The sequence below is a fragment of the Streptomyces sp. NPDC002057 genome (assembly GCF_040296665.1).
In the GTDB taxonomy this organism is placed as follows: domain Bacteria; phylum Actinomycetota; class Actinomycetes; order Streptomycetales; family Streptomycetaceae; genus Streptomyces.
The window spans coordinates 1-26,979 of record NZ_JBEOXR010000063.1 but is presented as its reverse complement, the minus strand read 5'-3'; the positions used below and the strand labels follow the sequence as shown (position 1 = coordinate 26,979).

At 74.0% G+C, this 26,979-nt stretch carries 31 protein-coding genes and 1 pseudogene; 22 read left to right on the top strand and 10 right to left on the bottom strand.

What is annotated here, in order from left to right:
* Window positions 1–152: 152 nt before the first annotated feature.
* Window positions 153–935 (top strand): CPBP family intramembrane glutamic endopeptidase, encoded by a 783-nt coding sequence (locus ABT129_RS33320; RefSeq protein ID WP_351909116.1) that lies wholly within the window; start codon window positions 153–155, stop codon window positions 933–935.
* An 81-nt stretch (window positions 936–1,016) separates the two neighbouring features.
* Here the strand turns inward: ABT129_RS33320 and ABT129_RS33315 are convergent, their stop codons facing one another.
* The gene (locus ABT129_RS33315) at window positions 1,017–1,826 is read right to left on the bottom strand and encodes a PhzF family phenazine biosynthesis protein (protein ID WP_351909114.1); all 810 of its coding nucleotides are present in this window, start codon (window positions 1,824–1,826) and stop codon (window positions 1,017–1,019) included.
* A 293-nt stretch (window positions 1,827–2,119) separates the two neighbouring features.
* On the opposite strand from ABT129_RS33315, the gene ABT129_RS33310 reads away from it, so the two are divergent.
* The gene (locus ABT129_RS33310) at window positions 2,120–2,749 is read left to right on the top strand and encodes a PadR family transcriptional regulator (protein ID WP_351909112.1); all 630 of its coding nucleotides are present in this window, start codon (window positions 2,120–2,122) and stop codon (window positions 2,747–2,749) included.
* Window positions 2,750–2,818: 69 nt separating this feature from the next.
* Here the strand turns inward: ABT129_RS33310 and ABT129_RS33305 are convergent, their stop codons facing one another.
* Window positions 2,819–3,250: a type II toxin-antitoxin system Rv0910 family toxin gene (locus ABT129_RS33305; RefSeq protein ID WP_351909110.1), complete on the bottom strand. Its 432-nt coding sequence runs from the start codon at window positions 3,248–3,250 to the stop codon at window positions 2,819–2,821.
* A gap of 69 nt (window positions 3,251–3,319) precedes the next feature.
* Window positions 3,320–3,544 carry a hypothetical protein gene (locus ABT129_RS33300; RefSeq protein ID WP_351909108.1) on the bottom strand — a complete coding sequence of 75 codons (225 nt, stop codon included), beginning with the start codon at window positions 3,542–3,544 and terminating at the stop codon, window positions 3,320–3,322.
* 195 nt (window positions 3,545–3,739) lie between these two features.
* On the opposite strand from ABT129_RS33300, the gene ABT129_RS33295 reads away from it, so the two are divergent.
* The 3 genes from ABT129_RS33295 (at window position 3,740) to ABT129_RS33285 (ending at window position 6,672) form a co-directional block, all read left to right on the top strand.
* Entirely contained in the window at window positions 3,740–4,309 is a 570-nt protein-coding gene (locus tag ABT129_RS33295; protein WP_351909106.1) for a Clp protease N-terminal domain-containing protein, read from the top strand.
* Between the two features lie 104 nt (window positions 4,310–4,413).
* Window positions 4,414–5,475 carry an EamA family transporter gene (locus ABT129_RS33290; RefSeq protein ID WP_351909104.1) on the top strand — a complete coding sequence of 354 codons (1,062 nt, stop codon included), beginning with the start codon at window positions 4,414–4,416 and terminating at the stop codon, window positions 5,473–5,475.
* 225 nt (window positions 5,476–5,700) lie between these two features.
* Entirely contained in the window at window positions 5,701–6,672 is a 972-nt protein-coding gene (locus ABT129_RS33285; protein ID WP_351909140.1) for a DMT family transporter, read from the top strand.
* 107 nt (window positions 6,673–6,779) lie between these two features.
* Here ABT129_RS33285 and ABT129_RS33280 read toward each other — a convergent pair whose 3' ends face one another.
* Together ABT129_RS33280 and ABT129_RS33275 are read right to left on the bottom strand one after the other, a co-directional pair.
* A complete protein-coding gene (locus tag ABT129_RS33280; RefSeq protein ID WP_351909102.1) occupies window positions 6,780–7,427 on the bottom strand; it encodes an FMN-binding negative transcriptional regulator in 648 nt (215 codons plus the stop codon).
* 52 nt (window positions 7,428–7,479) lie between these two features.
* Entirely contained in the window at window positions 7,480–8,151 is a 672-nt protein-coding gene (locus ABT129_RS33275; protein WP_351909100.1) for a pyridoxamine 5'-phosphate oxidase family protein, read from the bottom strand.
* Window positions 8,152–8,186: 35 nt separating this feature from the next.
* Between ABT129_RS33275 and ABT129_RS33270 the strand changes: the two genes are divergently transcribed.
* Complete coding sequence (locus ABT129_RS33270) at window positions 8,187–9,521, top strand: aminotransferase class I/II-fold pyridoxal phosphate-dependent enzyme (protein ID WP_351909098.1); 1,335 nt, start codon at window positions 8,187–8,189, stop codon at window positions 9,519–9,521.
* A gap of 101 nt (window positions 9,522–9,622) precedes the next feature.
* Here ABT129_RS33270 and ABT129_RS33265 read toward each other — a convergent pair whose 3' ends face one another.
* Complete coding sequence (locus tag ABT129_RS33265; RefSeq protein ID WP_351909096.1) at window positions 9,623–10,702, bottom strand: DMT family transporter; 1,080 nt, start codon at window positions 10,700–10,702, stop codon at window positions 9,623–9,625.
* Between the two features lie 73 nt (window positions 10,703–10,775).
* On the opposite strand from ABT129_RS33265, the gene ABT129_RS33260 reads away from it, so the two are divergent.
* Window positions 10,776–11,678 (top strand): LysR family transcriptional regulator, encoded by a 903-nt coding sequence (locus tag ABT129_RS33260; protein ID WP_351909094.1) that lies wholly within the window; start codon window positions 10,776–10,778, stop codon window positions 11,676–11,678.
* Window positions 11,679–11,713: 35 nt separating this feature from the next.
* On the opposite strand, the gene ABT129_RS33255 is transcribed toward ABT129_RS33260, so the two are convergent.
* Complete coding sequence (locus ABT129_RS33255) at window positions 11,714–12,181, bottom strand: pyridoxamine 5'-phosphate oxidase family protein (RefSeq protein ID WP_351909092.1); 468 nt, start codon at window positions 12,179–12,181, stop codon at window positions 11,714–11,716.
* 78 nt (window positions 12,182–12,259) lie between these two features.
* Here ABT129_RS33255 and ABT129_RS33250 point away from each other — a divergent pair, with 78 nt between their 5' ends.
* Window positions 12,260–12,988 carry a cysteine hydrolase family protein gene (locus tag ABT129_RS33250; RefSeq protein WP_351909090.1) on the top strand — a complete coding sequence of 243 codons (729 nt, stop codon included), beginning with the start codon at window positions 12,260–12,262 and terminating at the stop codon, window positions 12,986–12,988.
* On the opposite strand, the gene ABT129_RS33245 is transcribed toward ABT129_RS33250, so the two are convergent.
* Entirely contained in the window at window positions 12,975–13,376 is a 402-nt protein-coding gene (locus ABT129_RS33245) for a Rieske (2Fe-2S) protein (RefSeq protein WP_351909088.1), read from the bottom strand. The two genes, ABT129_RS33250 and ABT129_RS33245, sit on opposite strands and share 14 nt — an antisense overlap.
* A gap of 266 nt (window positions 13,377–13,642) precedes the next feature.
* Here ABT129_RS33245 and ABT129_RS33240 point away from each other — a divergent pair, with 266 nt between their 5' ends.
* Window positions 13,643–14,791 carry an AraC family transcriptional regulator gene (locus tag ABT129_RS33240; RefSeq protein ID WP_351909086.1) on the top strand — a complete coding sequence of 383 codons (1,149 nt, stop codon included), beginning with the start codon at window positions 13,643–13,645 and terminating at the stop codon, window positions 14,789–14,791.
* A gap of 209 nt (window positions 14,792–15,000) precedes the next feature.
* On the top strand, window positions 15,001–15,609 hold the full coding sequence (gene lepB / locus ABT129_RS33235) for a signal peptidase I (RefSeq protein WP_351909084.1): 609 nt from the start codon (window positions 15,001–15,003) through the stop codon (window positions 15,607–15,609).
* 8 nt (window positions 15,610–15,617) lie between these two features.
* Here the strand turns inward: lepB and ABT129_RS33230 are convergent, their stop codons facing one another.
* Window positions 15,618–16,235, bottom strand: a complete 618-nt coding sequence (locus tag ABT129_RS33230) for a TetR/AcrR family transcriptional regulator (protein WP_351909082.1) — start codon at window positions 16,233–16,235, stop codon at window positions 15,618–15,620.
* Window positions 16,236–16,425: 190 nt separating this feature from the next.
* On the opposite strand from ABT129_RS33230, the gene ABT129_RS33225 reads away from it, so the two are divergent.
* From ABT129_RS33225 to ABT129_RS33175, 11 genes are all read left to right on the top strand, one after another.
* A complete protein-coding gene (locus ABT129_RS33225) occupies window positions 16,426–17,106 on the top strand; it encodes a DUF6230 family protein (protein WP_351909080.1) in 681 nt (226 codons plus the stop codon).
* Between the two features lie 96 nt (window positions 17,107–17,202).
* Window positions 17,203–17,706: a DUF6114 domain-containing protein gene (locus ABT129_RS33220; RefSeq protein WP_351909078.1), complete on the top strand. Its 504-nt coding sequence runs from the start codon at window positions 17,203–17,205 to the stop codon at window positions 17,704–17,706.
* Complete coding sequence (locus tag ABT129_RS33215) at window positions 17,703–18,509, top strand: DUF6230 family protein (protein ID WP_351909076.1); 807 nt, start codon at window positions 17,703–17,705, stop codon at window positions 18,507–18,509. The genes ABT129_RS33220 and ABT129_RS33215 overlap by 4 nt, the downstream gene beginning before the upstream one ends.
* Window positions 18,510–18,514: 5 nt before the next feature.
* Window positions 18,515–18,901, top strand: coding sequence for a DUF6114 domain-containing protein (locus ABT129_RS33210; RefSeq protein WP_351909074.1), 387 nt, complete (start codon window positions 18,515–18,517; stop codon window positions 18,899–18,901).
* On the top strand, window positions 18,898–19,536 hold the full coding sequence (locus tag ABT129_RS33205; protein ID WP_351909072.1) for a hypothetical protein: 639 nt from the start codon (window positions 18,898–18,900) through the stop codon (window positions 19,534–19,536). Before ABT129_RS33210 ends, ABT129_RS33205 begins: the two co-directional genes overlap by 4 nt.
* Window positions 19,533–20,234, top strand: coding sequence for a DUF6230 family protein (locus ABT129_RS33200; RefSeq protein ID WP_351909070.1), 702 nt, complete (start codon window positions 19,533–19,535; stop codon window positions 20,232–20,234). Before ABT129_RS33205 ends, ABT129_RS33200 begins: the two co-directional genes overlap by 4 nt.
* A 230-nt stretch (window positions 20,235–20,464) precedes the next feature.
* Window positions 20,465–21,721: an NAD(P)/FAD-dependent oxidoreductase gene (locus ABT129_RS33195; RefSeq protein ID WP_351909068.1), complete on the top strand. Its 1,257-nt coding sequence runs from the start codon at window positions 20,465–20,467 to the stop codon at window positions 21,719–21,721.
* Window positions 21,718–22,716, top strand: coding sequence for a DUF1365 domain-containing protein (locus ABT129_RS33190; protein ID WP_351909066.1), 999 nt, complete (start codon window positions 21,718–21,720; stop codon window positions 22,714–22,716). Before ABT129_RS33195 ends, ABT129_RS33190 begins: the two co-directional genes overlap by 4 nt.
* Window positions 22,713–24,068 (top strand): class I SAM-dependent methyltransferase, encoded by a 1,356-nt coding sequence (locus ABT129_RS33185; RefSeq protein ID WP_351909064.1) that lies wholly within the window; start codon window positions 22,713–22,715, stop codon window positions 24,066–24,068. The genes ABT129_RS33190 and ABT129_RS33185 overlap by 4 nt, the downstream gene beginning before the upstream one ends.
* Entirely contained in the window at window positions 24,065–24,901 is an 837-nt protein-coding gene (locus ABT129_RS33180; RefSeq protein ID WP_351909062.1) for a DUF1295 domain-containing protein, read from the top strand. The genes ABT129_RS33185 and ABT129_RS33180 overlap by 4 nt, the downstream gene beginning before the upstream one ends.
* On the top strand, window positions 24,898–25,545 hold the full coding sequence (locus ABT129_RS33175; RefSeq protein WP_351909060.1) for an alpha/beta fold hydrolase: 648 nt from the start codon (window positions 24,898–24,900) through the stop codon (window positions 25,543–25,545). Before ABT129_RS33180 ends, ABT129_RS33175 begins: the two co-directional genes overlap by 4 nt.
* 33 nt (window positions 25,546–25,578) lie before the next feature.
* Here ABT129_RS33175 and ABT129_RS33170 read toward each other — a convergent pair whose 3' ends face one another.
* Entirely contained in the window at window positions 25,579–26,307 is a 729-nt protein-coding gene (locus tag ABT129_RS33170; protein ID WP_351909058.1) for an adenosylcobinamide amidohydrolase, read from the bottom strand.
* Between the two features lie 127 nt (window positions 26,308–26,434).
* Here ABT129_RS33170 and ABT129_RS33165 point away from each other — a divergent pair.
* A pseudogene (locus ABT129_RS33165) lies at window positions 26,435–26,979 on the top strand (hypothetical protein); the annotation flags it as partial.

Sequence of the window (26,979 nt, the reverse complement as noted above, 5' to 3'; positions counted from 1 at the left end):
GGCGGCTGATCATGACAAAGTGGTCGGGGCGCCGCCGGGACGGTGTCCGCCGGGACGGCGTGTGCCGGGTCGGCGTGTGCGGGACGGTGACCGCCGGGACGGCGTCCGTCCGCGACCGCGAAGTGGAGACAGGTGTGGTGTCGGAACAACGAGTGAGTGATGCCGCCCTGCCTCCCGACGGACTGTCGCGCCGGGTCCTGCGCTCCGAGACGCTCATCGTCCTCGCGCTCTCGCTCGGCGCGAGCGCGGTGTCGTCCCTGATCAGCTTCATCGGCTCCCTGACCAGGGACGCGGCGCTGAAGGAACAGGCGGCGACGCTCAACGGCTCGTACGCGCCCGGGCGGCCGTGGCTCGACCTGGCCTGGCAGCTCTTCGGCATCGCCACCGCCCTCGTCCCCGTCGTCCTCGTCGCGCACCTGCTGCTGCGCGAGGGATCCGGGCTGCGGGCCATCGGCTTCGACCGGACCCGTCCGTGGTTCGACCTCGGACGCGGGACGCTGGTCGCGGCGGGCATCGGGAGCGCGGGACTCGCCTTCTACCTCGTGGCGCGGGCGACCGGGTTCAACCTGACCGTGGTGCCCGAGTCGCTGCCCGAGGTGTGGTGGAAGTACCCGGTCCTCATCCTGTCGGCGGTGCAGAACTCCGTCCTGGAGGAGGTCATCGTCGTCGGCTATCTGCTGCGCAGGCTCGGACAGTTGGGCTGGACGCCGATGGCCGCGCTGGTGGCGAGCTCGGTGCTCCGCGGCTCGTACCACCTCTACCAGGGCATCGGTGGCTTCATCGGCAACGTGGTGATGGGCGTGGTCTTCGTCCTGCTGTACCGGCGCTGGGGCCGGGTCGGGCCGCTCGTCGTCGCGCACGCGCTGCTCGACATCGTGGCCTTCGTCGGATACGGGCTGCTCGCGGGGAAGGTGGGGTGGCTGCCGACGGTGTGAGGCGGGCGTGAGGCGGCTCTCACCGGAAGAGGGCGTACGGATGCGGTCCGTACGCCCTCTTCCCGTATGCCGACCCGGTCGTCAGGCGTGCAGGTCGCCCTCGATGACCGTGACCGCGTGGCCGTTCAGGAGGGTGCGGTCGCCGCGCAGCCGGGTCCGGACGATGCCCGTGCGCGCGCCGCCCTGGAAGCCGGCGAGGTCGTCGCGGCCGAACCGGGCCGACCAGTAGGGGGCGAGCGCGGTGTGGGCGCTGCCGGTCACCGGGTCCTCGTCGATGCCGACGGCGGGGAAGAAGCCGCGCGAGACGAAGTCGTAGCCGCCGCCGGGGTGTTCCGCTGCGGCGGTCACGATGACGCCGCGCGAGGAGAGGCCCTTCAGGGCGGCGAAGTCCGGTGCGAGCGCGCGCACGGTGGACTCGTCGCGCAGTTCGACGACGAGGTCGCCGATGTGGGCGGCCGTGTCGTGGACGGCGAGGACCTCGGCGCCGAGCGCCTTCTCCAGACCGTCCGGGGCGGGGACCGGGGTGAGGGAGGAGGTCGGGAAGTCCATCGTGATCGTGCCGTCGGCCTCGGCGGTGGCCCCGAGGATCCCGCAGCGGGCCGCGAAGCGCACGGCGCCGCTCGCCGTGCCGGTGGAGTGCAGGACGTGGGCGGTGGCCAGGGTGGCGTGGCCGCACATGTCGACCTCGGTGGTGGGGGTGAACCAGCGCAGGGCCCAGTCGGCCTCGCCGCCGGCGGGCAGGGGGTGGGCGAAGGCCGTCTCGGAGAGGTTGACCTCCGCGGCGACCTTCTGGAGCCAGGCGTCCTCCGGGAAGGAGTCGAGGAGGAGGACTCCGGCCGGGTTGCCGGAGAAGGGCTGGTCGGTGAAGGCGTCGACGATTCGGATCCGCATGCCGCCGACCGTACCGGGGGCGGAAAGCGGTGGGCCAAGGCCAATCGCGGAGAACTGGACCGGGGCGGGGCGGGGCGGGGCGGGGCGGGACGGGACGGGACGGGGCCGGGGTCGGGACCGGCGGTGGGTTCGGGGTCGGGGTCGGGGTCGGGACCGGGACCGGCGGTGGGTTCGGTGTGGCCGGGGTCGGGGCCGGCGGTGGGTTCGGGAGGCTTGCTCGGTGAACAGTTCCGATATATCGTTGACGCATCGCGACAGTTCAGCGAGTGAATCCCGATGGAAGGAGCGTTGCGATGCGTTCACATGGACACGAGTACGGAAACGGACACGGGGCCGGCCGTGGAGGCTGCGGCCCCGGGCCTCGCGGTGACTTCGAGGGACGGCGTGCCGCGTTCGGCCCCTTCGGGCCGGGCTTCGGTGGGGGTCCCTTCGGGGGCGGGCCCTTCGGCGGTGGCCGCGGACGCGGTGGTGGCGGCCGGGGGAGGGCGCGCCGCGGTGACGTGCGCGCCTCGATCCTGGCGCTCCTCAAGGACCGCCCGATGCACGGCTACGAGATGATCCGGGAGATCGGCGAGCGCAGCGACGGGGCGTGGAAGCCCAGTCCCGGCTCGGTCTACCCGACCCTCCAGATGCTGGAGGACGAGGGGCTGATCACCAGCGCGAGCGAGGGCGGCAAGAAGCTGTTCACGCTCACCGACTCCGGGCGCGCCGAGGCCGAGGAGGGCCCCGAGGCCCCCTGGGAGGAGGCCGGGCGCGGGGTCGACTGGGAGGCCGTGAACGAGATCCGGCAGGCCGGATTCGGCCTGATGGAGGCGTTCGGGCAGGTCTGGAAGACCGGCAGCGCCGAGCAGCGTCAGAAGGCGGTCGGCGTCATCAACGAGGCGCGCAAGAAGCTGTACCTGATCCTCGCCGACGAGGACTGACGACGCGGGGAAGGGCCCCGCGGCGGATGCCGCGGGGCCCTTCCCCGTACCCGGGTGACGGGCCGCGCCTCAGGCGACCAGGCCCGAGAGCTTGCGCAGCGACTCGGTCAGGGCCGCCGTCGCCGAGTCCTTGAGCTTGCCGGCCATCAGGGAGACCGCCGCGCCCGTGAAGGCGCCGTCGATCCGTACGGTCGTCGCGTCCCCGTCCGCCGCCGCCAGCGAGTAGCGGGTGGTGACGAGGACGCCCATCGGGCCCTTGCCCTTGATGGCGAAGGCCCGCTCGGACTCCAGCTCCTCGATCGTCCAGAGGACCTCGGCGGGGAAGCCCATCAGTTTCATGTTCTCGGTGAAGGTGGCGCCCGCCGCCAGGGTCTCCGGGCCGCCGTGGGGGAAGTTGGTGTGGGTGGCGTTCCACTCGCCGTACGAGGAGAAGTCCGTGAGCTGCGCCCAGACCTTCCCGGTCGGCGCCTCGATCCGTGCCTCCGCGCTGACTTCGGCCATGAGACCACCCCTTCACGCGTGCCAACTGGGTTCCGGTGTCGCGGAAGGTAGCGGGACGGTCGTGAACATTCAATACTGATGAACCGTCAGTTCTGCGGCGGCCGGTCCCGCGCTGTCGCCGATCCACCAGATCTCGGCCGCGTCGAAGCTGTCGGAGGCGCGGGGCGCGCCGTCCTCCTCGTGGCAGTGGAACGCCGCCCAGAACAGATCGCCCGGCAGCGCCTCCCGGGGCGCGTACACCCGGTAGACGTACTGCCGCCCGTCGAGCGCGAGCAGGGCCACCATCCAGAACACGACCGGAGGACGTTCGGGGAAGGGCCCGTGGTTGCGTCGGGGGCGCAAAGCAAGGCGGCGCGCGCCCCGGGGGGCAACATGCGCGATCTCATCCGTAAGGAGGAGGAACCGTGCACACGTGCCCGACTCCGGTGGGACGCGGACATGCTCCTCTCCGGCGATGCCCGGGCCGCCCGGGCCTGATGAGGTGGGAGGGTGCACCGTCCCGTCCCGCTTCCCCCGTCCCTCCGGCAGCCCGCCGCCGCGCGCGCCGAGCTCGCGCCCTTCCTGACGCCGTCCCTCCTGACGGTCGTGACGGGTGCCCGCCGCAGAGCGCTCCGGGGCGGGGACCGTCAGATCGACACCGCCCACCTGCTGCACTCGCTCCTCGACTCCGACTCCGAGGCCGGTGCCGTCTTCGAGGGCGGCCACCAGCTCGCCCGCGTCCTCGGCTATCTCGTCCAGCGCTCCATCGGCTACGGCCTGCGCTGGCAGCGCTCGGTCGAGGACACCGGCACCAGGCGCCTGCTGCCCGCCGCGCGGGGGGCCGAGGCGCGCGACTCCAGGGCGTCCGGCTGGTCGCCGGCCGCGTCCGCCGCCCTGGAGGAGGCCTTCCGGCGGGCGGCGGAGCGCGGTGAGGCCCAGGCCCGCGGCCTCGACCTCCTCGCCGTCGTCGCGGCCGATCCGGAGAGCCGGGCGGTCGAGGTGCTGCGCCGCGCGGGGGTCGATCCGGACGCCCTGGTCACCCGTATCGCCACGCGGATCGGCGGTGGGGCGGCCTCCTGAAGGGGGGCCGGTACGGAAGGGTTCGTTCCGTGGTGTGAGGGCGGGCCGTCTCAACAGGTGTAACGGGGGTTACGCGCCTGACCGAGCCCTGTCATCATGGCCCGATGCACGCGTCTCAGGGGAGAAGCGCCGGCCTGGGACTCGCCCTGGCCTCGGCCTTCGCATTCGGTGGTTCAGGAGTGGCGGCCAAGCCACTCATCGAAGCGGGACTCGACCCGCTCCATGTGGTGTGGCTCCGGGTCGCCGGCGCCTCGCTCGTCATGCTCCCGGTGGCCTGGCGCCACCGCGACCTCCTGCGCCGCAAACCCGCGCTCCTGGTGGGCTTCGGGCTGCTCGCCGTCGCCGGTGTCCAGGCCTTCTACTTCGCCTCCATCTCCCGTATCCCCGTCGGGGTCGCGCTGCTCATCGAGTACCTCGCTCCGGCGCTCGTCCTCGGCTGGGTCCGCTTCGTCCAGCGCAGGCCCGTCACCCGCGCCGCCGCCCTCGGCGTCGTCCTGGCCGTCGGCGGCCTCGCCTGTGTCGTCCAGGTCTGGTCCGGGCTCACCTTCGACCTCTTCGGCCTCCTCCTGGCGCTCGCCGCCGCCTGCTGCCAGGTCGGCTACTTCGTCCTCTCCGACCAGGGCTCCGACGAGGCCGAGCCGGCCGACCCGCTCGGAGTCATCGCCTACGGGCTGCTCATCGGCGCGCTCGTCCTGACCGTCGTCGCGCGCCCGTGGGGCATGGACTGGGCGCTCCTCGGCGGCAGCGCCGACATGGACGGCAGTGCTGTGCCCGCGTGGCTGCTGCTCGGCTGGATCGTGCTGATCGCCACCGTGCTGGCGTACGTCACCGGGGTCATCTCGGTGCGCCGGCTCTCCCCGCAGGTGGCGGGTGTCGTGGCCTGTCTCGAAGCCGTCATCGCGACCGTCCTCGCCTGGGTCCTGCTCGGTGAACACCTCGACGCGCCGCAGATCATCGGTGGCGCCGTGGTTCTGATCGGGGCCTTCATCGCCCAGTCCTCGACGCCGAAGGCGCCGGCGGCGGTGCCGGTCGCCGGGTCGGTCGGCGGTGCCGGTGACGCGGGCGATGTCGGCGAAGCCGGGGGTGGCCGTGATGCGCGTGCTGCCCGTGATGCCGACGGGGCGGACCGGGATACCGAGTTGTCCGCCGGGCAGCACGCCCCCTAAGGTGCCGATCATGCATTCGACCGTCCTTCCGCCGCCCGCCGCCTAGCGCGCGGCGACTCTCCTCGACGAAGACCGGGCTCGGCCGGGCGACTCCTCGCCCCCGAGCGGTTCGTCGCTGCCCGCGCGCGGAGCCGAGCGACCACCCTTCCCTCCTGTCTTCCACGGAGAAGTCACGTGTCGAACACTTCGGAAACCGCCCTGTCCGGATCCCTGGACGGATCCGCCCTGCCGGGGTCCGTCCTGCCCGGGGCCGCCCTGTCCGTCGGGCGGAGTCTGCTCTATCTGATCGTCGCCGGGGTCGCCTGGGGCACGGCGGGCGCCGCCGCCTCACTGATCTTCCGCATCAGCGACATGGGCCCGCTCGCGCTGTCCTTCTGGCGCTGCGTCGGCGGCCTCGTCCTGCTCCTCGGGGCGCTCGCCCTGCGTCCGCGGCGCGAGGTCTCCCGTACGGCCGGGGAACCGCGCGGCCGTCGGACCGCCCGCATCCTCGGCACCGGCATCGGCCTCACCGTCTTCCAGAGCGCCTACTTCGCCGCCGTCCAGGCCACCGGACTGGCGGTCGGCACGGTCGTGACCCTGGGGGCGGGCCCCGTCCTCATCGCCCTCGGCGCCCGCCTCACCATGGGTGAGCGGCTCGGGCGCGGCGGCGTCGCCGCCGTCGTCGGGGCGCTCGCCGGGCTCTTCGTCCTCGTCCTGGGCGGCGGGGCGGCGGAGGTGCGCCCGCTGGGTGTCGTCCTCGCGGTCGTCTCGGCGGCCGGATACGCGGCGATCACGCTGCTCACCCGGTGGCTCGGCCGGAACGGCGGCGGTACGGACGCCCTCGCCACCACCACCTGGGCGTTCGCGATCGGGGCGGCCGGGCTGCTGCCGGCGGCGCTCGCTGAGGGACTCCTCCCGCACACCGACGCGCCGGTGAGCGTGGTGCTCCTGCTCGTGTACGTGGCGGCCGTGCCGACCGCGCTCGCGTACGCGCTGTACTTCGCCGGGGCGGCGGTCGTCCGGGCCGCCACCGTCTCCGTGATCATGCTCCTGGAGCCGGTGAGCGCCGCCGTGATCGCCGTCTCGTTGCTCGGCGAGCGTCTCACCGCCGCCATCGTGCTCGGCACGCTGCTGCTGCTCGCCGCCGTCACGGGGCTCGCCTTCGCCGAGGCCCGGACGGCGGCCGCGGAACGCAGGCGGGAGGCGGTGGCCGTGTAGTGCGCCCGCCCCCTGCCCGCCGCCGGTGGCGCCCGGTGGCAGGCGGGGTCGGTGCCAGCCGGTGCGGCCCCGACCGCCCGCCGGTGGCGCCCCGTCGCCGGTAGGTGTCAGCCGCTGATGCTGCGGCGGCGCCGCTGGTGGGTCCGGGCCGCCAGGTCGCCGGGGCCCGCGCGTTCGGCGAGCCGGTCCATGACGCGGTCCTGGACCTCCTGAGGCTTGTTGCCCGCGTACTTGAACTTGGCCCGCACCTCGGTCACCTCCAGGCGCAGCACCCGGATGCCGGACAGGAGGCGGCCGAAAGGGGCCTCGCCCGGGACGGCCGGGGCGGTGCCGCCGTCCGGCTGGAAGTGCGCGACCTGCCGGTTGAGCAGCTCGGCCTTCTCCGCCGGGTCGTCGACGACGTGCGCGGTGCAGCGCAGCTGGACGGCGGCGTAGTACGACGTCGGGGTGCCGTGCTCGGACGGCGTGCCCTCGGGGGCCGTCCAGGTGCCCGGCACGAAGACGTGGTCGTCGACCACGCTGAGCAGCACCACCGGGTCGGCCTCCAGGGCGCGCCACAGCGGGTTGGGGCGGGCCAGGTGGGTCAGCACACGGCCGTACGGGCCGGGCTCGGCCTCGTACCGGAAGTGCGCCGGCTGCACCCACGGCGGGTCTCCGGGCAGGCCGTTCACGGCGAGCTGCCCGAAGTCGTGCCGGGAGAGCCAGTCGCGCCACTCGTCCTCGTCCTGCGCCGCGTCCCAGGGGTGGATCAGCATCGTGCGTCCCTCCGTCCTTCGTCGTTGCCTCGTGCCTGCGGTGCGGGCCGGCTCAGAGCGCGGTCAGGTACGCGGGCACGGCGATCGCCGGGTCGAGGTCGTCGGCCGGCACCGGCGCGCCGTAGCCGCCGCGCACCGGGACCACCCCGGACCAGTACGGGAGGGCCAGGTCCTCGGCGTCGTCGTTGGGGCCGCCGGTGCGGACCTTCGCGGAGACCTCGTTCAGGTCGAGGCGGATCACGGCGGTGGCGGCGAGCTCCTTGGTGTTCGCGGGGCGCGAGTCGGCGGAGCGGCCGGGGACGACGTGGTCGACCAGGGCGTCGAGGGCCGTGCGCAGCTCGTCGGGGTCGGTGACCTGGTGGGCGGTGCCGAGGACCACGACCGAGCGGTAGTTGAGGGAGTGGTGGAACGCGGAGCGGGCCAGGACGAGGCCGTCGACGTGGGTGACGGTCAGGCAGACCGGCAGCCCCGGCGAGGTCACGCCGTCACCGGCGGCGCGCAGGGGCCGGGAGCCGGTGGAGCCGTGCACGTAGAGGCGGTCGCCGACGCGGCCGAAGAGCGTCGGCAGGACGACCGGGGCGCCGTCGCGGACGAAACCGAGGTGGCAGACGTAGGCCTCGTCGAGTATCGAGTGGACCAGCGCCCTGTCGTACGAGGCGCGCTCGCGGGAGCGGGTGGGCACGGTCCGGTCGGTCGGCGCGTACGTGTCGGCGGCGGCGGTCATTGCGTACTCCATTGCACTAGTGCATACTTGGCTTTGTGCTAGGAGAGTATCGGATCGAAGGTCGCCGCGCATCGGACATTGCCGCGAGCGTGGAACGAGGCGTCGCCGACGGGTCCCTGCGGCCCGGTGAACTGCTGCCGCCCATGCGGGAGTTGGCCGGTACCCTCGGCGTGAACCCCAACACCGTGGCCGCCGCCTACCGCACCCTGCGCGAGCGCGGGGTCATCGAGACCGACGGGCGGCGCGGCAGCCGGGTGCGCCCGCGCCCCGCCACGACCGCGCGCGGCTCGATCCGGGTCGAGGCCCCCGCGGGGGTCCGCGACGTCAGCAACGGCAGCCCCGACCCCGTCCTGCTGCCGCCGCTCGGCGAGGCCTTCGCCGAGGTGGCGCGACGGTACGCCGAGCGGCCCGGCATGTACGGAGAGGCGCCCGTCGACGAGGAGTTCGGGCGGCTCGCGCGCGCCGCCTTCGACGCCGACGGGGTGCCGGACGGGCCCGTCGGCGTCGCCTCGGGCTCCCTCGACGCCGTCGAGCGCGTGCTCGCCGTCCACCTCAGGCCGGGCGACGCCGTCGCCGTCGAGGACCCGGGCTGGGGCAGCCTCCTCGACCTGGTGCCCGCGCTCGGGCTGCGCCCCGTGCCGATGGCCGTCGACGACGAGGGGCCCCTGCCGGAGGAGGTCGAGCGGGCCGTCCGGAAGGACGGGGCGCGGGCGGTGATCGTGACCGACCGGGCGCAGAACCCGACCGGGGCGAGTGTGACCGAGGGCCGGGCGCGGGAGCTGCGAAGGGTCCTCGCCGGCCATCCGGGCGTGCTCCTGGTCGAGGACGACCACGGGCACGGCATCGTCGCGCAGCCGCTGCACCCGCTGGCCGGGGGCACCGACCACTGGGTGCTGATCCGTTCGGTCGCCAAGGCCTACGGGCCCGACCTGCGGATCGCCACCTTCACCGGCGACGCCGAGACCGTCGACCGGGTCCTCGGGCGGCAGCGGCTCGGCCCCGGCTGGGTCAGCCGGCTCCTCCAGGGGACCGTCGCCCATCTCTGGGCCACGGAGTCCGTGGACCCGGCCGTCGTCGCGCGCGCGTACGGGAAGCGGCGCGACGGACTCGTACGGGCGCTGGCCCGTCGGGGCGTCGAGGCCCACGGGCGCTCCGGCATGAACGTGTGGGTGCCGGTCGCCGACGAGACGGGCGCCGTGGCGCGGCTCATCGCGTCGGGGTGGGCGGTGGCGCCGGGCGCGCGGTTCCGGATGAACACGGGGCCGGCCGTCCGGGTCACCGTCTCCGGCCTCGCGGTCGCGGACGTCGAGCCGCTGGCCGACGCCCTCGCCCGGGCGGCGGGACCGGTGGCGGCGCGGAGCTACGGCTAGGGCCTGTCGTCACCTTGCCGTCATTGCCCGGCGGGGCAGACGGCAAGGCGACGACAGGCCCTAGCGGCCGCACCCCGCGCGGAGCGGGGGCCGCTCCCGGGTCAGACCGGGGTGGTGGTCCGCCGAGGGGCCTTCCCGGCACCGGCCGCCCGATCCCGGGAGGCCGCGTCCTGGCCGGCGGTCCGCTCCGGGCCGTCCGTGTCCGGGGCGGCCCGCTCCACCGGGGGTGGAGTGGTGACCGCGCGGCGGCGAGAGGTGCGGGTCTGGGTGAGCGCCGCGCCCGCGAGGACCACGACGGCGCCGACCGGGGTGTTCCAGGTGAGCTGCTCGTCCAGGACCGCGACGCCCGCCGCCGTGGCGATGACGGGGATGAAGTACGTGACCATCGCCGCCGTCGTCGGGCCGACCTCCGCCACCACGCCGTACTGGAGCAGCATCGCGTACCCCGTGCCGAGCGCGCCCAGCGCGATCACGGCCAGCAGCGGCACCACCTCCACCGACTCCGGGAGCGAGGTGAACAGCGGGGTGACGATCGCCAGTTGCAGGGTGGCGAGGCCGACCTGAGAGCCGGCGAGCGAGAGGTTCGAGACGCCCGTGCCGCTCAGCGTCCTGCGGACGTAGATCCAGCCGACCGCGTAGCTGAACGAGGCGAGCAGGGCCAGCGCCGTGCCCGTCACGTCGAGTCCCGAGAACCCCTGCCACGCTCCGAGGACGGTGAGCACGCCCATGAAGCCGATGCCCAGACCCGCCGCGCGGACCCGGGTCGGACGGTCCTCGGAGAGGGCGACGAGGGAGAGCAGCATGCCCCACAGCGGCGTCGTCGCGTTGCAGATGCCCGCCAGGGTCGACGGGATGGTCAGCTCCGCGTACGCGAAGAGGGAGAACGGCAGCGCGTTGAGGAGGAGGGCCGCGACCGTCAGATGACCCCAGACACGCGCGCCGCGCGGCAGCCGGTCACGCTTCACGGCCATCGCGACGGCGAGCACCGCCGTACCGAAGAGGAGCCGCCCGAACGTGACCTGGAACGGCGCGAAGCCCTCCGTGCCGACCTTGATGAAGAGGAAGCTGAAGCCCCAGATCAGGGCCAGCACGCCGAAGCGGACACGCCAGTCGAGCAGGCGTGAGGCGGGGGAGGGAGAGGGGGCGGGGGACGGCGAGGAGGGCGGGGCTGCGGGGCTCATGCACTCAGGGTGACGGGACCGACCTCGTAGAACAAGCGAGAATTCCTCGACCCCTCCCCTTAGAATCGCTTACATGTTGAATCTGGAGCGCCTGCGCACCCTCGACGCCGTCGCCCGGCACGGCTCGGTCAGCGGCGCGGCCGACGGTCTGCACGTCACGACCTCGGCCGTCTCCCAGCAGCTGTCCAAGCTGGAGCGCGAGGTGGGCCAGCAGCTGCTCGCCAAGAACGGCCGGGGGGTCCGGCTCACCGACGCCGGGCAGCTGCTCGCCGAGCACGCCGCCCGCATCCTCTCCCAGGTCCAGATGGCCCAGGCCGACATCGAGGCCCAGCGCGGCCAGGTCGTGGGCGAGGTGCGGGTCGCGGGCTTCCCGACGGCGGCCCGGGGACTCTTCCCGGCCGCGCTCGCCGCCCTGCGCGAAGGGCACCCCGAGCTCCGGGTCCGTACGACGGAGCTGGAGCCCGAGAACGGGGTGCGCGCGGTGCTGCGCGGCGACGCGGACCTCGCGCTCGTCCTGGACTGGAGCAACAAGCGGGCGCCCGTCCCCGGCGGCCTGGAGCGCGCCCACCTCCTGGACGACACGGCCGACGTGGCGCTGCCCGCCGGGCACCCGCTGGCCGGACGGGAGACGGCCGACCTGGTGGACTTCGCCGACGAGGAGTGGGTCTCCTGGCCCGAGGGCGAGTTCTGCCACGACTGGCTGATGTTCACCCTGCGCTCGCAGGGCATCGAGCCGCGCATCGGGCACCTGGCGGGCGAGCACCACACCCAGCTGGCCCTGGTCGCGGCCGGACTCGGCGTGTGCGTCACGCCCCGCCTCGGCCGGCCGGTGCCGGACGGCGTCGTCTTCGTCCCCGTACGGCAGAAGGTGCGGCGCCACATCTACGCCACCTGGCGCGCCGACGCCGGCCGCCGGCCCTCGGTGCGGGCGGTCGTCGGGGCGCTGCGGGCGGCGGCCGAGCCCTTGGGGAGCTGAGGCGCCGAGTCCGCCGCCGGGTTCTTCCGTGCCCCTCAGAAGCCCCCGAGTTTGCGGAAGTCCCAGGAGGCGATGGCGTCCGGTGTCAGCCGCATCCAGGCGTGCCGGTCGTCGTGCGGCATGGCGTCCAGGCCGAAGTTCTTGGCGGCGAACAGCTGCTCGGGAAGGTCGAGTTCGGGGCACGGCTCGCCCGTACGCGGAGCCTCGCCGACGAAGGTGACGGTGCCCGACAGCTCGACGCCGCGCAGTTCGCCGTACTCCTCGCCGTCGTCCACCACGACGGCGACCCTCGGGTCGGCCCGCAGCTCCGCCCAGCGGCGGCTGCGCGTCAGCGAGTACAGCCAGAGCGAGGAGCCGTCCCAGACGAACCAGAGCGCGCTCACGTGCGGCCGGCCGTCGGCGGACACGGTCGCGACCCGGCAGGTGCGCTGTTCGGCGAGGTAGGAGTCGAGCTCCGCCGGGGTCATCATGATCCGGCGTCCACGGCGCTGTGCGACGGTCATCGTCCGCACCCTTCTGGATTTCTGATGAGACGTCAGAAAGCATGGAGGGCCATTCGCGCGCGTGCAAGAGGAGTGACCATGGGGCAGGGACACGAGCACGGTCGGGGTCAGGGGTCGGGGCAGGGGCAGGGTCGGAGCGCCAAGGAGCGGCTCGGGGAGCTGATCCGCGCCGACGGCGGGGTCGTGCTGCTCACCGTCGAGTGCCAGCAGGGGGTCGTGGGCCCGGACAGCGCCCTGCCCGAACTGGCCGCCGTGGCCCGCGCGTCCGGGGCCCTGCGGAACGTGGCCCGGCTCGTCGCCGCCGCACACGAGGCGGACGTCCAGGTCGTCCACGCCGTCGCGGAGCGGCGCCCCGACGGGCGGGGCGCCAACAGCAACGCCCGGCTCTTCCGGGCCGCCTCCCGCCTCCCCGTACAGCAGCACAGCGGCAGCACGGCGGTGCGGATCGCCGAACCGATCCAGGTCACGGAGGAGGACCTGGTCGTACGGCGCCTGCACGGGCTCTCCCCGCTCGCCGGGACCGATGTCGATCCGCTGCTGCGCAACCTCGGCTGCCGGACGCTGATCGTCACCGGCGTCTCCGCCAACGTGGCCGTGCCCAACGCGGTCTTCGACGCCGTGAACCTCGGGTACACGGTCGTCGTGCCCGGCGATGCCATCGCGGGGGTGCCGGCCGACTACACCCCCGCGATGATCCGTCACACCCTCGCGCTCGTCGCCACGATCACCACGACCGACGAGGTGCTGGGGTGCTGGAAGGCCCCCAGGAGCTCCGCGCGCCCCGGGGGCGCGGTCACCCGAGACTGATCTCCTCGCCCACGACCTGGATCGGCTCCGGCGGCAGCGGCGCGGTGGCCGGGCCCGACTTCACGCTGCCGTCCGACACGTCGAAGTGACTCTGGTGGCACGGGCAGACGATCACCCCGTCCTTGACGCCGCTCACGGCGCAGCCCGCGTGGGTGCACTTCGAGGAGAAGGCCTTGAACTCGCCCGCCGTGGGCTGGGTGATCACCAGGCCCTTGTCGGCGAGGACCTTTCCGCCGCCCACCGGGATGTCCCCGGTCCGCGCGAGGGTGGTGCCCTCCGGTGCCGGGTTCCCGTCGTCCGTGCCACCGCCACCACAGGCGGCGAGCACCGCTGTGAGGCCTGCGCCACCCGCCGCCGCGACCACCGTCCGGCGTGCCACTCCGCTCATGCGTCGTCCCTCTTCCCTCGGTGCGTACCGGTCTGTTCGGTCTGCCGCGTGCGTGCCCGGCACGTGCTCCGCGCGCGTTCGGCGCACTGACGCGTCGGCCCGACGGTACGGCTGTGAGCTGTGTCCCGTTCACAGGTTGGCCGCTCCGGAGCCTTACAGTTCTGAGTAGAGTGTCGGATCGTGGACACCTGACAGTGAAAGTGTCCAGGTTGCCGGGTCGGGTGCGACGCTGCGGGAACGGGGGCGACGGGATGCCGACGTGGTCGGTGAGTGCCCATCACGTACGGGCCGTGCTGCTCGGCGCCGAGCGCGGCGGAGTGGCCCCCGGACCGCTCCTCGCCCGGGCCGGCCTGCCCGCCGCGCTCCTGGAGGACCCCCGGACGGCGGCCAGGGTCCCGGCGGAGCGGTTCGGACAGCTCGTCAGAATGCTGTGGGCCGCCCTCGACGACGAGCTCATCGGCTTCGGCGGCGCCCCCAGCAAGGTCGGGACCTTCGCGATGATGGCCCACGTCGCCGTGCACGGCAGCCGCGACCTGCGCGAGGCGCTCCGGCGGGCCCAGACCTTCTACTCACTCTTCCCGGCCGGACCGCGCTTCCGGCTCGTGGAGCCGGAGGTGGTGGAGCTGCGAGCGGAGGTGGCGGGGCCCGCCGGGGGAGGGGCCGTCGACGGCGTGGACGAGGCGCGGATGGAGTTCGACGTCTCCGGGTACGACGACCCGCTCCACTTCGGCGCCGAGTCCACCGTCCTCGTCGCGCACCGCTTCGCCGGCTGGCTGGTCCGGCGCCGGATCGGCCTGCGGCGGGTCGAGTTCGTCCACCCCGAGCCCCGGCACGCCCCCGAGTACGCCCTCCTGTTCGGGGCGCCCTGCGTGTTCGGCGCCGCACGGACGGCGGCCGTCTTCGACCGGGCGGACCTCGACGAACCCGTCCTGCGGGACGCGGCCGCGCTCCGGGTCTTCCTCCGCCGCGCCCCCGGCGACGTCCTCGTCCGCGCCGACTACGGCAGTACGGCGACCGGGCGCGTACGGCACCTGATCGGGCGGGCCCTGCCCGCCGGGCCGGTCCCGACGCCCGAGGAGCTCGCCGACCGGCTGTCCGTCAGCCCGCAGACCCTGCGCCGCCAACTGGCCGCCGAGGGGACGACGTACCAGCGGCTGCGTGATCAGGTGCGGCGCGACCACGCCATCGCCGAGCTGGCCGGTGGCCGCACATCGATCGAGGGGCTCTCCCGCCGGCTGGGGTTCTCCGAACCCAGCGCGTTCCACCGGGCGTTCCGGCGCTGGACCGGCGAGACGCCCAAGGCCTTCCAGGCCCGCTCAGGTGCCGGTGCCGGTGCCGGTGCTGGAGCCGGTGCTGCTGGTGCCGGGTCGGGGGCGGAGTCGGGGTCCCAGGGCGTGCGCGCTCGCGGGCGGTGACTCTGCGGGGTGGCCGGGTCGGCGGCCCCGAGGGGTGACCGGGGCGGCGACCCTGAAGGGTGGCCGGGTCGGTGACCCCGAGCGGTCACTCGGTCAACAACCCTGAGCGGTACGGTCACAGCCGTCGTCCGCCACCCGTCCTACCGTCCGGCCATGACCGAAATCGACCGGTCCGGCGCCCTGTGGCCGCCGGACCCCACCCGCGCCCGATGAGCCCGCGCCGGACGGTCGGCGCCGTCCTCGGGACCGGGGTCGTGCTCTGCCTCGTCGCGGTGGTGGCCGTGACGGCTCTCGGCGTTCGGGTCGACGGCACCAGCATGGCCCCCACCCTCCGGGCGGGCGACCGCGTCCTGACGACGCCGGGCTCCGCCGGGGAGGCGCACCGGTTCGACGTGGTGCTGCTGAGGGCCACCGGGAGGGACAGCCTCCTGGTGAAGCGGGTGATCGGGCTGCCCGGGGACCGGGTCGCGATCGTCTCGACGCCGGAGGAGCCCTTCCAGGTCCTCCTCCAGGAGCGGGGCGCGGGCCCGGTCCACCGGGTGGTCGCGTCCCAGTGGGCGGCGCAGGCCCACCGTACGGGCGCGTGCTGCGGACCGGACGGCACCCGCTCGGCGCGGACCGAGCTGCGGACCGTCCCCGAGGGCTCGTTCTTCTACCTGGGCGACAACCCCGACCTCTCGGACGACTCCCGGGCGTACGGCTGGGGCGAGATCGCGCGGGTCGAGGGCAGGGTCGGTGTGCGGGCCTTCCCGGTCTCCTCCTCACCGGAGATCGGCAACAGACCCGTTCTGGAGGAGTACCGGGGACCGAGCCCGTAGGGGCGCGTCTAGCCGGCCCGGCTCGGGGGCGGGACCCGCTCGTCGCCGGTGCTCAGGGCGACCCGGACCACCGTGTCGGCCACGCGGCGGGCCGACTCCTCGGGCGAGGAGGAGGACTGGACGATATGACTCGCGGTCAGCCGGACCGCCGCGTCGACGGCGAGTTCGCGCGCGACCGGATCGACCGTGGGCCAGGCCTCGGTGACGTACGCGTCGGCCATCCTGGTCGCCAGGTCGAACGCCGCCGCCGACCGGGTCGTCAGGTACGAGAGGAGTCCGTCCTCGCCGGTGCTCGTCAGCATGGCCCTGATCAGCGGGTTCCGCCCGGCCAGCGTGAGCGTGAAGCCGACGGCGGCCTCCACCGCGGCCCGCAGGTCGTCCCGGTGCGCGTCCAGGCCCTGCTGGATGCCGACGAGGCAGCGTTCCAGCTCGCGCTGGAAGAGCGCCTCGCCGACCGCCTCCTTGGAGGGGAACTCGGAGTACAGCGTCTGGCGGCTGACGCCGACCGCGCCGGCCAGGTGTGCCATGCGCAGCTTGTCGAAGCCGCGGTCCGCGACCGCCTCGTACGCGGCGTCCAGCAGGCGCTCGCGCAGCAGCGTCCGGACCGTCTCCCTGAAGCGTGGCATCGGCCAAGCCTAGTCCAGCGGTAATTCTCCCCAGGATTGTCCGAAGTGTTGACACTTGACGAGAGAGTGTCCAATTCTCGTACAGGTAGCCGCACAGTGTCATCCGTCTCCGACCATCCGGCCGCGGGACGCACGGCTGCGTTCACACCCCCACCCGCGCGGCTCGTGCGGGACGACGGTTGGAGATCACATGGAGCACGAGACCAGGGGCGTCACCCGCTGGCGCAGATCGGCGTTCCTCGCCGTGCCCGCCACGGCGGCCGTCGCCGCCATGGCCACGGCCATGGTGCAGGGCGCGCTCGCCGCGAACCTCTCGCTGACCAGCGTCCCCTTCACCCTCAGCTCGAAGACGGTCGCCGCGCCGCAGGGCATCGGCGCGGTCATGCACACCATCGACGCAGGCGGGGCCAAGGGGGCCGCCGAGGTCGGCATCGCCAAGGCGGGGCTCGACGGCATCTGCGTCCACGCCGTCCAGTCGGTCAACCTTCCGGTGATCGGCAGCCTCGGCACCTGGTCGCTCAACATCTCCTCGCCCGCGGCGGCCACCCCGCTCACCAGCGACCAACTCGTCGCCGGGGCCGGACTCCAGGCCAACAAGCTCGTCCTGGACGCCCAGTCGCTCAAGGCCGCCACGGCCACGCTCAACGCGAGCGACGCCACCCCGAACGTGATCGGCGCCGCCGCCGACGGCGCCGGGATCAAGGGCACCGGCATCACCGACGGCACCCCGGGCCAGTTCGGCCTCGACGCCACCGGCGGCCGGACCGACATCAGGAACCTCAACGCCGACGCCAACGGCGCCACCATCTCCGGCGCGATCACCCTTCCCGACCTCGCCATCGGCATCGCCCACGGCGACAAGGGCTGCTGAGCCGGAACCGCGTGCCACGAACCGGGGTCCGCGCTCCGATGCGGGCGCGGGCTCCGGCCCCACCACCCGCGACCCACCGTCAGCTGTGAGGCCCTGATGACCACCACCACCGCCACCACCACCCCCGCGCATGCCACCGCCGCCGCCCCCGGCGCGCGGCCCCGGGGAGCGCGAGCCGCGTTCCGGAGCTGGCGTCGTACCCGGCCGTTCTGGGCGACCGTCTGGACCGGACTCGGAGGATTCGTCATCTTCTTCCTGCCGATGGCGCCGCTCGGCAAGATCCTCCAGGTCGGCGTCGGTGGCATAGCGGGCATGGCGGGCGGTGTCGTCCTCATGGCGATGACCCTGCTCATGCTGGTGCTGCCCGGCCAGCGCCACACCGCAGGTGTCATCGCGGTCATCGCGGGGGTCGCCTCGTTCCCCCTGTCCAACCTCGGCGGACTCTTCGTCGGCATGGTCCTCTCGATCCTCGGCGGGTGCATGGCCTTCGGGTGGCTCCCCGAGAAGCCCGCCGAGCGGCGAGGTGGCCTCCTGCGCCGTGCGCGGCCGACCGCCGGAACCTCCGTACCGCCCGTATCCGTGGGGAGCGGCTCCGTATGACCCACCTCTTCTCCGGTGCGCCCCTCGTCGGCGCGGTCCTCGCCCGGACGCGTGACGCCGGTGCCCGGATCCGTACGACCGGCTCCCGCGCCACCGCCGACTGGAACGCCCGGATGCTCGCCGAAGCGGCCGACGGCACGCGGCGCGGCACCCGCTGGGGGCGCGGCGCGCTGGCCCTGATCCCCTCGGCCCTCGCCGTCGGAGCCCTCGGCACCGCGCTGGCGCAGGGCGCCCTCGCCGCCAACTTCAGTGTCGCGGGGCAGCCGTTCACCCTCACGTCCAACGGCGTCCAGGGCAGCGGCTTCGGTGCCATCGTCAACACCCCGGCCGTCGGGCGCCCGGACGGCACCACGACCACCAACACGGCCATGGCACGCGTCGGTTTCGCGAGCGCCGGGCTCGCCGGGCTGTGCGGGATCGTTCACCAGACGATCGCGGGAGTCCCGTACTCGCTGCTCCTGACGGGCGGCCAGAAGGTGACGGCCTCCCCGCCCGCGAGCTTCACCACCGACATCGACGCCTCGAACCTGTACATCCAGGCGACCGAACTCCAGGCGTACGGGCCGACCACCCTCCAGAACGCGGTGCTCGGTCAGTCCGCCGACCAGGTCACCGTGGCCGGCAAACCGCTCACGGGCGCACTGCCCGGCGGGTTCGGGCTCGGTTCGGCGGGCGGCGAGGGAGGCAGCTCCATCAAGCTGCACGGGCTGAACGCGACCGCGTACGACGCCGAGATGGCCGGGGCTCTCGTCCTGCCCGACCTGAAGATCAGGGTCGTGCCCGGAACGGCCACGACATGCTGAGGCGGGTGCGGGCCGCGTCCGTGTGGTTCCGGGCCTTCCGCCGTACCCGGCCGTTCTGGGGCGGGGTGTGGCTGGTCGCCGGAGGGTGGACCGTCCTCAAGTTCTCCCTCAGCTCCTTGCAGCTGATCGTGAGCACGGGTTTCGGGGGAGTGGCCGGCTACCTCGTCGGCGGCGGGATGATCCTCTGCGGGCTCATCCCGCTCGCACTGCCCGGCCAGCGGTACACCTTCGGGCTCATCGGCGTGGTCCTCGCGGTCGTCTCGCTCGTCGTCTCCAACCTCGGCGGCTTCCTGCTCGGCATGACGCTGGGGGTCCTCGGCGGTTCCATGATGGTCGGCTGGGGCGCCAAGCGGCCGCGCCGCCGCCGGGCGGCGGTGGAGGTGGAGGGATGACGGGGGCCGCCCCGCGCCGGGCCGCCGCCCTCGCGCCGCGCAAGGCCGTCGCCGTGACCGTGGCCCTCGTGCTCGCCGTCGTGACGGCCGTCTGGTCCGGGCAGCCGAGCCGTGCCGCCGGGGCGGCCGCCGCCGTCCAGCCGTTGGGCGCGCCCTTCCTGCCCTCCCCCGACCCGCTGCACGTCACCATCGCCAGCATGGTCGCCGTCTCCATGACCGTGGAGAAGAACGTCACCATCCGGCTCTCCGACGGCACGACCCGCGTCACCAACCAGTACACCTTCACCAAACTGAAGATCCGCTCGCACATGAACGTCACCCAGCGCGCGGCCGGTCACACCGTCACCATCGACGTCCCCGACGAGGGCTCCCTCGGCGGTTACGACAGCGCGGGGAAGCCCGAGACGACCACGATGTGGGGCACGATCTCGAACGTCTGCGTCCGGGTCCTGATCAAGATCTGCGGAGTGCAGGGCCTCCTCGACTTCTTCGGCTCCCTCATCCCGCTCACCGCCGGAGCCGAGGACTTCGTCGGCGACATCTACGCGATCCGCACGGTCGACGACCACGCGGCCCTCGACTCCACCGACAACCCCGTCCACCTCCCCGGAACCATCACGGTGACCACCCCATGAGCCCCGAGAACCGCCGTCCGGAAGGGCGGACCCACTGGCGCCGGTCGCTCGCCGTCGCCGTGCCCGCGCTCCTCGTCGCCGGGGGCCTCGGCTCCGCCGTGGCGAGCGGCGCGCTGGCCGTCGGCCTCCGGATCCAGGACCGGCCCGTCGACTTCACCACGAGCAGCCTGTACGGCACGCAGTACGGCGCCGCCGTCGTCGACCAGGCCGTCGTCCGGCCCGACGGCACCACCGGAACGGTACGGGTGCTCCGCATGGGCTTCGCGGACGGCATGATCAACGGGCTCTGCCTGAGCCAGCGCCAGCAGATCGCGGGAGCCACGTACACGATGCTCCTCACCCTCGGCGACGACGATCCCGGCTCCTGGGAGATCAGGACGAAGAACACCGTCCTCGACCTGCGCAACGCCACCGGGGTCCTCGACATGGACGGCGTCGTCGACCTCAACACCAACGGCGCCGACGTGAAGACCGTCAAGGACGCCACCGGGGCGTACGTCGTCAACCCGCTGAACAGCCCGCAGCACCGTTTCGGCATCCAGGCGCGGTACGCCAAGTTCGACCGGATCGTCGGCACCGCCCAGGACTTCCAGATCCCCGGCCTCCTCACCACCCCCGGGCTCAAGCTCTCCGTCCGCCCGGGCACGGTCGCCTGCCCCGCCCCGGCCGCGCCCGCGGGGACACCGGGGACCCCCTGACCGGCCGTCGGAAACGCCCCGGTACGACCATCGCCCGATACGACGCATGAACGATGCGACTTGAGCCGCCTCCACCGTCCGGCCGACGGTGGGGGAACCGGGAGCAGCGAGCCCCGCCCGCGTGTCGCTCGGCCGGTCACCCGTCCGACGGGCCCGCGGCTACGAAGTACAGACGGGGCGGCGCGTCATGGAGCGCCGAGGGACCCCGGACCCGAAGGGCGGCGGAGACGATGGACGGGCGAAGCATCGCGGTGGTGGGCGGGGGTGTGGCGGGTCTGACCGCCGCGCACGTGCTGTCGCGGGCGTACGACGTGGTGCTGTACGAGTCCGAGGGGAGGCTCGGCGGCCATGCGCACACCCACGAACTGCCCACGCGCGAAGGCGGCACCGTCCGCGTCGACACCGGCTTCATCGTGCACAACGAGCGCACCTACCCCCACCTGCTCCGCCTCTTCCGCGAACTGGGTGTCACCACGCAGGACTCCGAGATGAGCATGTCCGTCCGGTGCGACGGCTGCGGAGTGGAGTACGCCGGCGCCCGGGGCGTCCGCGGGCTCCTCAGCGGCGGCAACCTCCGGCGAGGACGCCACCTGCGCATGCTCGCCGACGTGCCCCGCTTCCACCGGGCCGCCCGGCGGCTGCTCACCGCGGGGGACGACACGCGGACGCTCGGTGACTTCCTCGCCGAGCACCGGTTCTCGCCCTACTTCACCGGGCACTTCGCCATTCCGCTCGTCTCCGCCGTCTGGTCCTGCGCGCCCGACCAGGCACTGCGCTACCCGGCCGCGTACCTCTTCCGCTTCCTCGACCACCACGGACTTCTCTCCGTCACCGGCTCCCCGCAGTGGAAGACCGTGACCGGCGGGTCCGCCGCCTACGTCGAGCGCGCGGCGAAGGGGATCTCCTCGGTCCGTACGGCCACCCCCGTGCGCGCGATCACGCGCGGAGCCGACCACGCGCGCGTGACCACCGAGGACGGTGAGACGACCACCCACGCGGCCGTCGTCATCGCCGTCCACGCCGACGTGGCCCTGCGGCTCCTCGCCGACCCCACCGCCGACGAGCGGCGCGTGCTGGGCGCGTTCCGGTACTCCCGCAACGCCACCGTGCTCCACCGGGACGCCTCCGTGCTGCCCCGCTCGCCGCACGCCCGGGCGTCCTGGAACTACCGGCTCCCCTCCTGCGAGGCGCGCCCCGACGCCGTCCAGGTCAGCTACGACATGAACCGTCTCCAACGGCTGCACGTGACCGAGCCGCACCTCGTCACCCTCAACGCCGACGACCGGGTCGACGAGTCCACCGTCCTCGCCCGCATGACGTACGAACACCCCGTCTACACACCGGAGTCCGTCGCCGCCCAGCGCGAACTCCCCGGCCTCCGCACCGCCGTCACCGCCTACGCCGGAGCCCACCACGGCTGGGGCTTCCACGAGGACGGCTGCCGCTCGGGCGTCGAGGCGGCCCGCGCCCTGGGGGTGAGCTGGTGACCACCCACGCCGCCGAACGGGCCGTCGCCCCGACCCCGGCCATACCGCCCCGGGTCCCGGCGCTCTACCTGTCCGAGGTCGCTCACGCGCGCGTGAGCCCGGTGCGGTACGGCTTCCGCCACCGCACCTACTTCTGGCTGGTCGACCTCGACGCGCTGCCGAGGCTGCCCCGGGTCCTGCGCCCCCTCGCCCGCTTCGACCCCCGCGACCACTTCGACGGCACGGCGCCGACCCTGCGCGCCGCCCTCGACGGGTACCTCGCGTCCCAGGGCGTACGGAACGCGGACGGGCGGGTCCTGATGCTCGGCCACGCGCGCGTGCTCGGGTACGTGTTCAACCCGCTGACCCTGTACTGGTGCCACGACCGGGCCGGCCGCCCGGTCTGCGTCGTCGCCGAGGTGCACAACACGTACGGGGGGCGCCACTGCTACCTGTTGAGGACCGGCGGTACGGACGCCTCGTCCGGCGGTACGTCGGCCCCGTCGGGCGATACCGCGTCCTCGTCAGGCGGTACGGCCTTCTCGTCCGGCGGTACGGCCTCCTCGTCCGGTACGTCGACCTCGCCCCGCACGTCGGCCGAGGCGGCATCGTCGGCCCCGTCGGTCGTGTCCGTGGCGAAGGAGTTCTACGTCTCGCCCTTCTTCGACGTCGAGGGCTGGTACCGGATGCGGCTGCCGCTCCCCGACGACCGCCTCGACGTCACCGTCCAGCTGTGCCACGACGACGGCACCCGGCCCCTGACCGCCACCGTCCGGGGACGCCACCGCCCCGCGACGGCGCGCGCCCTGCTGGGCATCGCGCTGCGCAGGCCGTGGTCCACCGCCGCCGTCTCGCTCGGCATCCGGCTCCACGGAATCCGCCTCTACCTCAAGGGACTTCGCGTACGACCGCGTCCACCGGACCCGGCGTGTGTGCCGCCTTCGGCACCGACCTCACCCCAGGCCCCGAACCCGACCCCGGTCCGCCCCCTGTCCTCCCGAGAAGGCATGTCGTGACGCTCTCCCTCCCCTCGTCCCGTCCCACCGGCGCCGCGCCCGGCGAACCCACCGCCGACTCCGCCGGCCCCGTCACCGTCGACCCGGAGCGCTGGCCCGAGGTCGCGCGCCTCCCGCGCGCCTCCGCCCTGCGCACCGCCATCGCCCGGCGGATCCTGGAACGAGCGTTCTCGCGCCTGCCGATCCGCGTCCGGTACGAGGGCCGACCGACCGCCCACCCCCGGATCCCCGCACCCGCCCGGCACGGCGGCGCCCAGCCCACCCTCACCCTCCACGACCCCGCCGCCTTCCACCGGCGGATCGGCGCTCGCGGTCTCATCGGCTTCGGCGAGTCGTACATGGCGGGAGAGTGGGACAGCGACGACCTCGTCGGTCTGCTCACCGTGTTCGCCTCCCGCGTCGACGAACTCGTGCCCGCCCCCCTGCGCCGGCTCCGCGGTGCCTGGGTCCGCCGCAGGCCCGCCCGTGACCGGAACACCCTCGACGGCGCCCGCGAGAACATCCAGCGCCACTACGACCTGTCCAACGAGCTCTTCGGCCTGTTCCTCGACCCGACCCTCAGCTACTCCTCGGGCGTCTTCGCCGCCTTCCCCGCCACGCCCGATCGCCTCGTCTCCGCCCAGCACCGCAAGATCGACCGGCTGCTCGACCTCGCGGAGGTGGGCCCCGGTACCAACCTCCTGGAGATCGGCACCGGCTGGGGCGAGCTGGCCGTCCGGGCGGCGGCACGAGGGGCCCGCGTCCGCACCGTCACCCTCTCCGCCGAACAGCGCGCGCTCGCCCTCCGGCGGATCGCCGACGCCGGGCTCTCCGACCGGGTGACCGTCGAACTCCGCGACTACCGCGAGGTCGAGGGGGAGTACGACGCCGTCGTCAGCGTCGAGATGATCGAGGCGGTCGGAGCCGACTACTGGCCCGACTACTTCGGCGCCCTGCGCCGCCTCCTCGCCCCCGGCGGCCGCGTCGCGCTCCAGGCCATCACCATGCCCCACGAGCGGATGCTCGCCACCGCCCGCACCCACACCTGGATCAGCACGTACGTCTTCCCCGGCGGCCTCATCCCCTCCCCGGAGGCCATCGACCGCGAGAGCGCCGCCGCAGGACTGCGGATCACCCACGACACCGGCTACGGCGCGCACTACGCCGAGACCCTCCGCCTGTGGCGGGAACGGTTCCACGCGGAGAGCGAGGCGGTGGAGGCCCTCGGGTTCGACCACGTCTTCCGCCGCATGTGGGAGCTCTACCTGGCGTACTCGGAGGCCGGATTCCGCGCCCGGTACCTCGACGTACGGCAGATCCTGCTCACCCCGGCGCCCACCCCGGCCGAGTCGCACGAGGGCAGGCCGTCATGAACGTCCTCGCCCAGAGCCTCGACGCCGGCGCCCTCGGACTCAACCTCGCGGTCTGCGCCGGTGTCGCGCTCGCCGTCATGCTGCTGACCTTCGTCATCGGCACCGTGAAGGGCCTGCACAGGATCGTCGACGTCGCCTGGGGCATCGCCTTCGCCGCGGTCGCCGTGACGACCTGGTTCCTCTCGGCCGGGTACGGCGACGACGGGCGCAGGACCGCCGTCGCCCTGGCGACCGTCGTATGGGGACTACGTCTCGCCGCGCACATCGCACGGAGGGGACGTGGCCACGGTGAGGACCCCCGCTACGCCCGGATGCTCGCCCGCGCCCCGGGCAACCTGACGTTCTACGCCCTGCGCACCGTCTACCTTCTCCAGGGGTCGCTGGTCTGGCTCGTCTCCCTGCCGGTCCAGGCGGCGGCGTACCTGCCCCACTCCCTCGACGCCCTGGCCTGGGCGGGGCTCGCGATCTGGGCCGTGGGCCTCGGTTTCGAGGCCGTGGGCGACCGGCAGCTCGCCCGTTTCAAGGCGGATCCCGCGCACCGGGGGCGCATCATGGACCGGGGGCTGTGGGCCTGGACCAGACACCCCAACTACTTCGGGGACTTCCTCGTCTGGTGGGGTCTGTACCTCACGGCCTGCGCGACCTGGCAGACTGCGGCCCTCACCGTCGTCTCCCCTCTCGTCATGAGCGCCCTGCTCATCAAGGGAAGCGGCAAGCGACTCCTGGAGGCCCACATGGCGCAGCGGCCCGGATACGCGGCCTACACCGCGCGCACGAGCGGGTTCTTCCCCCGGCCACCGCGCCGGAGCGGGGACGGGGCGACCTCGCGATGACCTTCTGCCGCACCGGCCGGGCCGACCCGGGCGCGCTGCTCGTCCGCAGCGCGCCCGCCGTGCCCACGGCGGCCGTGCTGGTGCTGCACGGAGGCCGCGCCGACGGGGCCGGGCCGCCGCCGGCCCTCAACCTCCCCGCGCTGCGGATGCGTCCCTTCGTCGGCGCCGTGACCCGTGCGGTTCGGGGCCGGAACGTGCTGGTCGCGGAGGTGCGGTACCGCCACCGGGGCTGGAACGGCCCGCGGGCCGACGCGGTCCGCGACGCGGAGGCCGCCCTGGCGAGCCTCAGGGAACAGGCGGGGCCCGTGCCCGTCGTCCTCCTCGGGCACTCGATGGGCGGCCGTGCCGCGCTCCGCGCGGCGGGCGACCCGGCGGTCAGGGGCGTCGTCGCCCTCGCGCCCTGGTGCCCCGCGGGCGAGCCCGTCGACCATCTCGGCGGTCGCCGCCTCTACCTGCTCCACGATGAGACCGACCGTGTCACCTCGGCCCGCGAGTCCTGGGACTTCGTCCGCAGGGCCCGGGCGGCGGGCGCCGACGCGGCGGGCATCCCGATGTCCACCGGCGGGCACGCGATGCTCCGGGGCGCGGACCTCTGGCACCGGCGCGCGGCCGAGCTCACCGCCTCTCTGCTGGCGCACGGCTGAGGGACGGCCGGATGCCGCCCGGCGCCCGGTGCGTCAGGTGGCGATGCCGGGGCTCCGGGCCCCGGCGCCGACGACCGAGCCCTCGGCGGCGAGCAGCCCCGCGCAGGCGTCCCGGGTCGCCCGGTGCACCGCGCGGGCGAGCCGCGCGCCCCAGAGCGAGCGGGGCCCCGCGAACGGTTCGGCCTCGCCCCCGATCGGTGCGGGAGCGGCGACGCAGACGGCGTCCGTGGGCGTTCCGGAGGCGTCCGCGCCCAGTTCGACCAGGGCCTGGACCTTCGCCTCCGTCGCGGTGGCGACAGCGTTGACCAGGGCGGCGTCCGTGAGGGGCACGGGCAGCGACACGATGATGTTGATCGTGCCGGGCCGGGGAGCCGGCACCCCGCCGGTGCCCGGCGCGGCGGCCCAGCCCCGTACCCCGATCCCGGCGGTGACCACGGCACGCGCACCGCCGTCCACGGCCTGGCGCCGGTCCGCCACCGAGGCCGCCGTCATCAGCCCCACGCCGGGTCCGGCGAGGCCCGCGCCGGTGGCCAGGTCGCGGAGGTGGGCCACCGGATCGAGACGGTCGTAGCCGGGCGGGACCTGGGCGTTGAGGACCCACTCCCGTGGGCCGATGCCTCCGCCGAGCACGGCGCTCGACACCATGCGCACGCCCGGTCCCGGAGCCCACACCAGGAGCGGCCATTCCCGGCCCTGCTCCGTGTGCGCGAGGAGGGCCGCGTCGGCAAGGGAGGGGTCGGTGAGGGGGGTTCGCGGAGGCACCCCACACCCTAACGCGCGACCGCTCCGGCTTACCCTGACGAGAGCCGGTCGGCAAGGGCCGCTTCCGGGGGGTCGTACGGTCACAGGTCCGAGGTGACGCCACCGCCCCGGGGCTCGTTGGCCGGTCATGTCGTCCCGTCATATCGCCTCCGGAAGCTCGATATCTGCCGACCGCACCGACCGTACCGACCGCACCGACCGTCCCGCCCGCGATGCCGCCGAGGCCGCGCTCGTCGAGAACTACCCCGGCCTCGTCCGGCTCGCGTACCTCGTCCTGCCGCCCGCGCTCGGCCGGCACCGCCGCGTCCTCACCGCCCACGGTCTCGTCCAGAAGGCCCTCGCGGAGTCCGGCGGCCGACGCGGCCGGTCGGAGCCGGCCCGAACCGTGGCCGGGGCGGGGGCCGGGAACGCGACCCGGGCGGAGGTCGAGACGGAGACGCGGTCCGGGGCCGGGGTCGGGTCTGACGCCGAGTCCTCCTCCGAGTCAGAGCCCGCCGAGTCCCACTCCCAGCCCGTGTCCGGGTCCCGGTCCGAGCCCGCCGAGTCCCCGTACGGGTTCGGGGCGCCGGGCGCCTCCGGTGAGGTCCGGCGGCCCGGGCCCGGGCCCCCGGCGGCCCCACCCCCGCAGCCGCCCGGAACCCTCCGACTCCAGGAGTCGCTCCATGCGCAAGC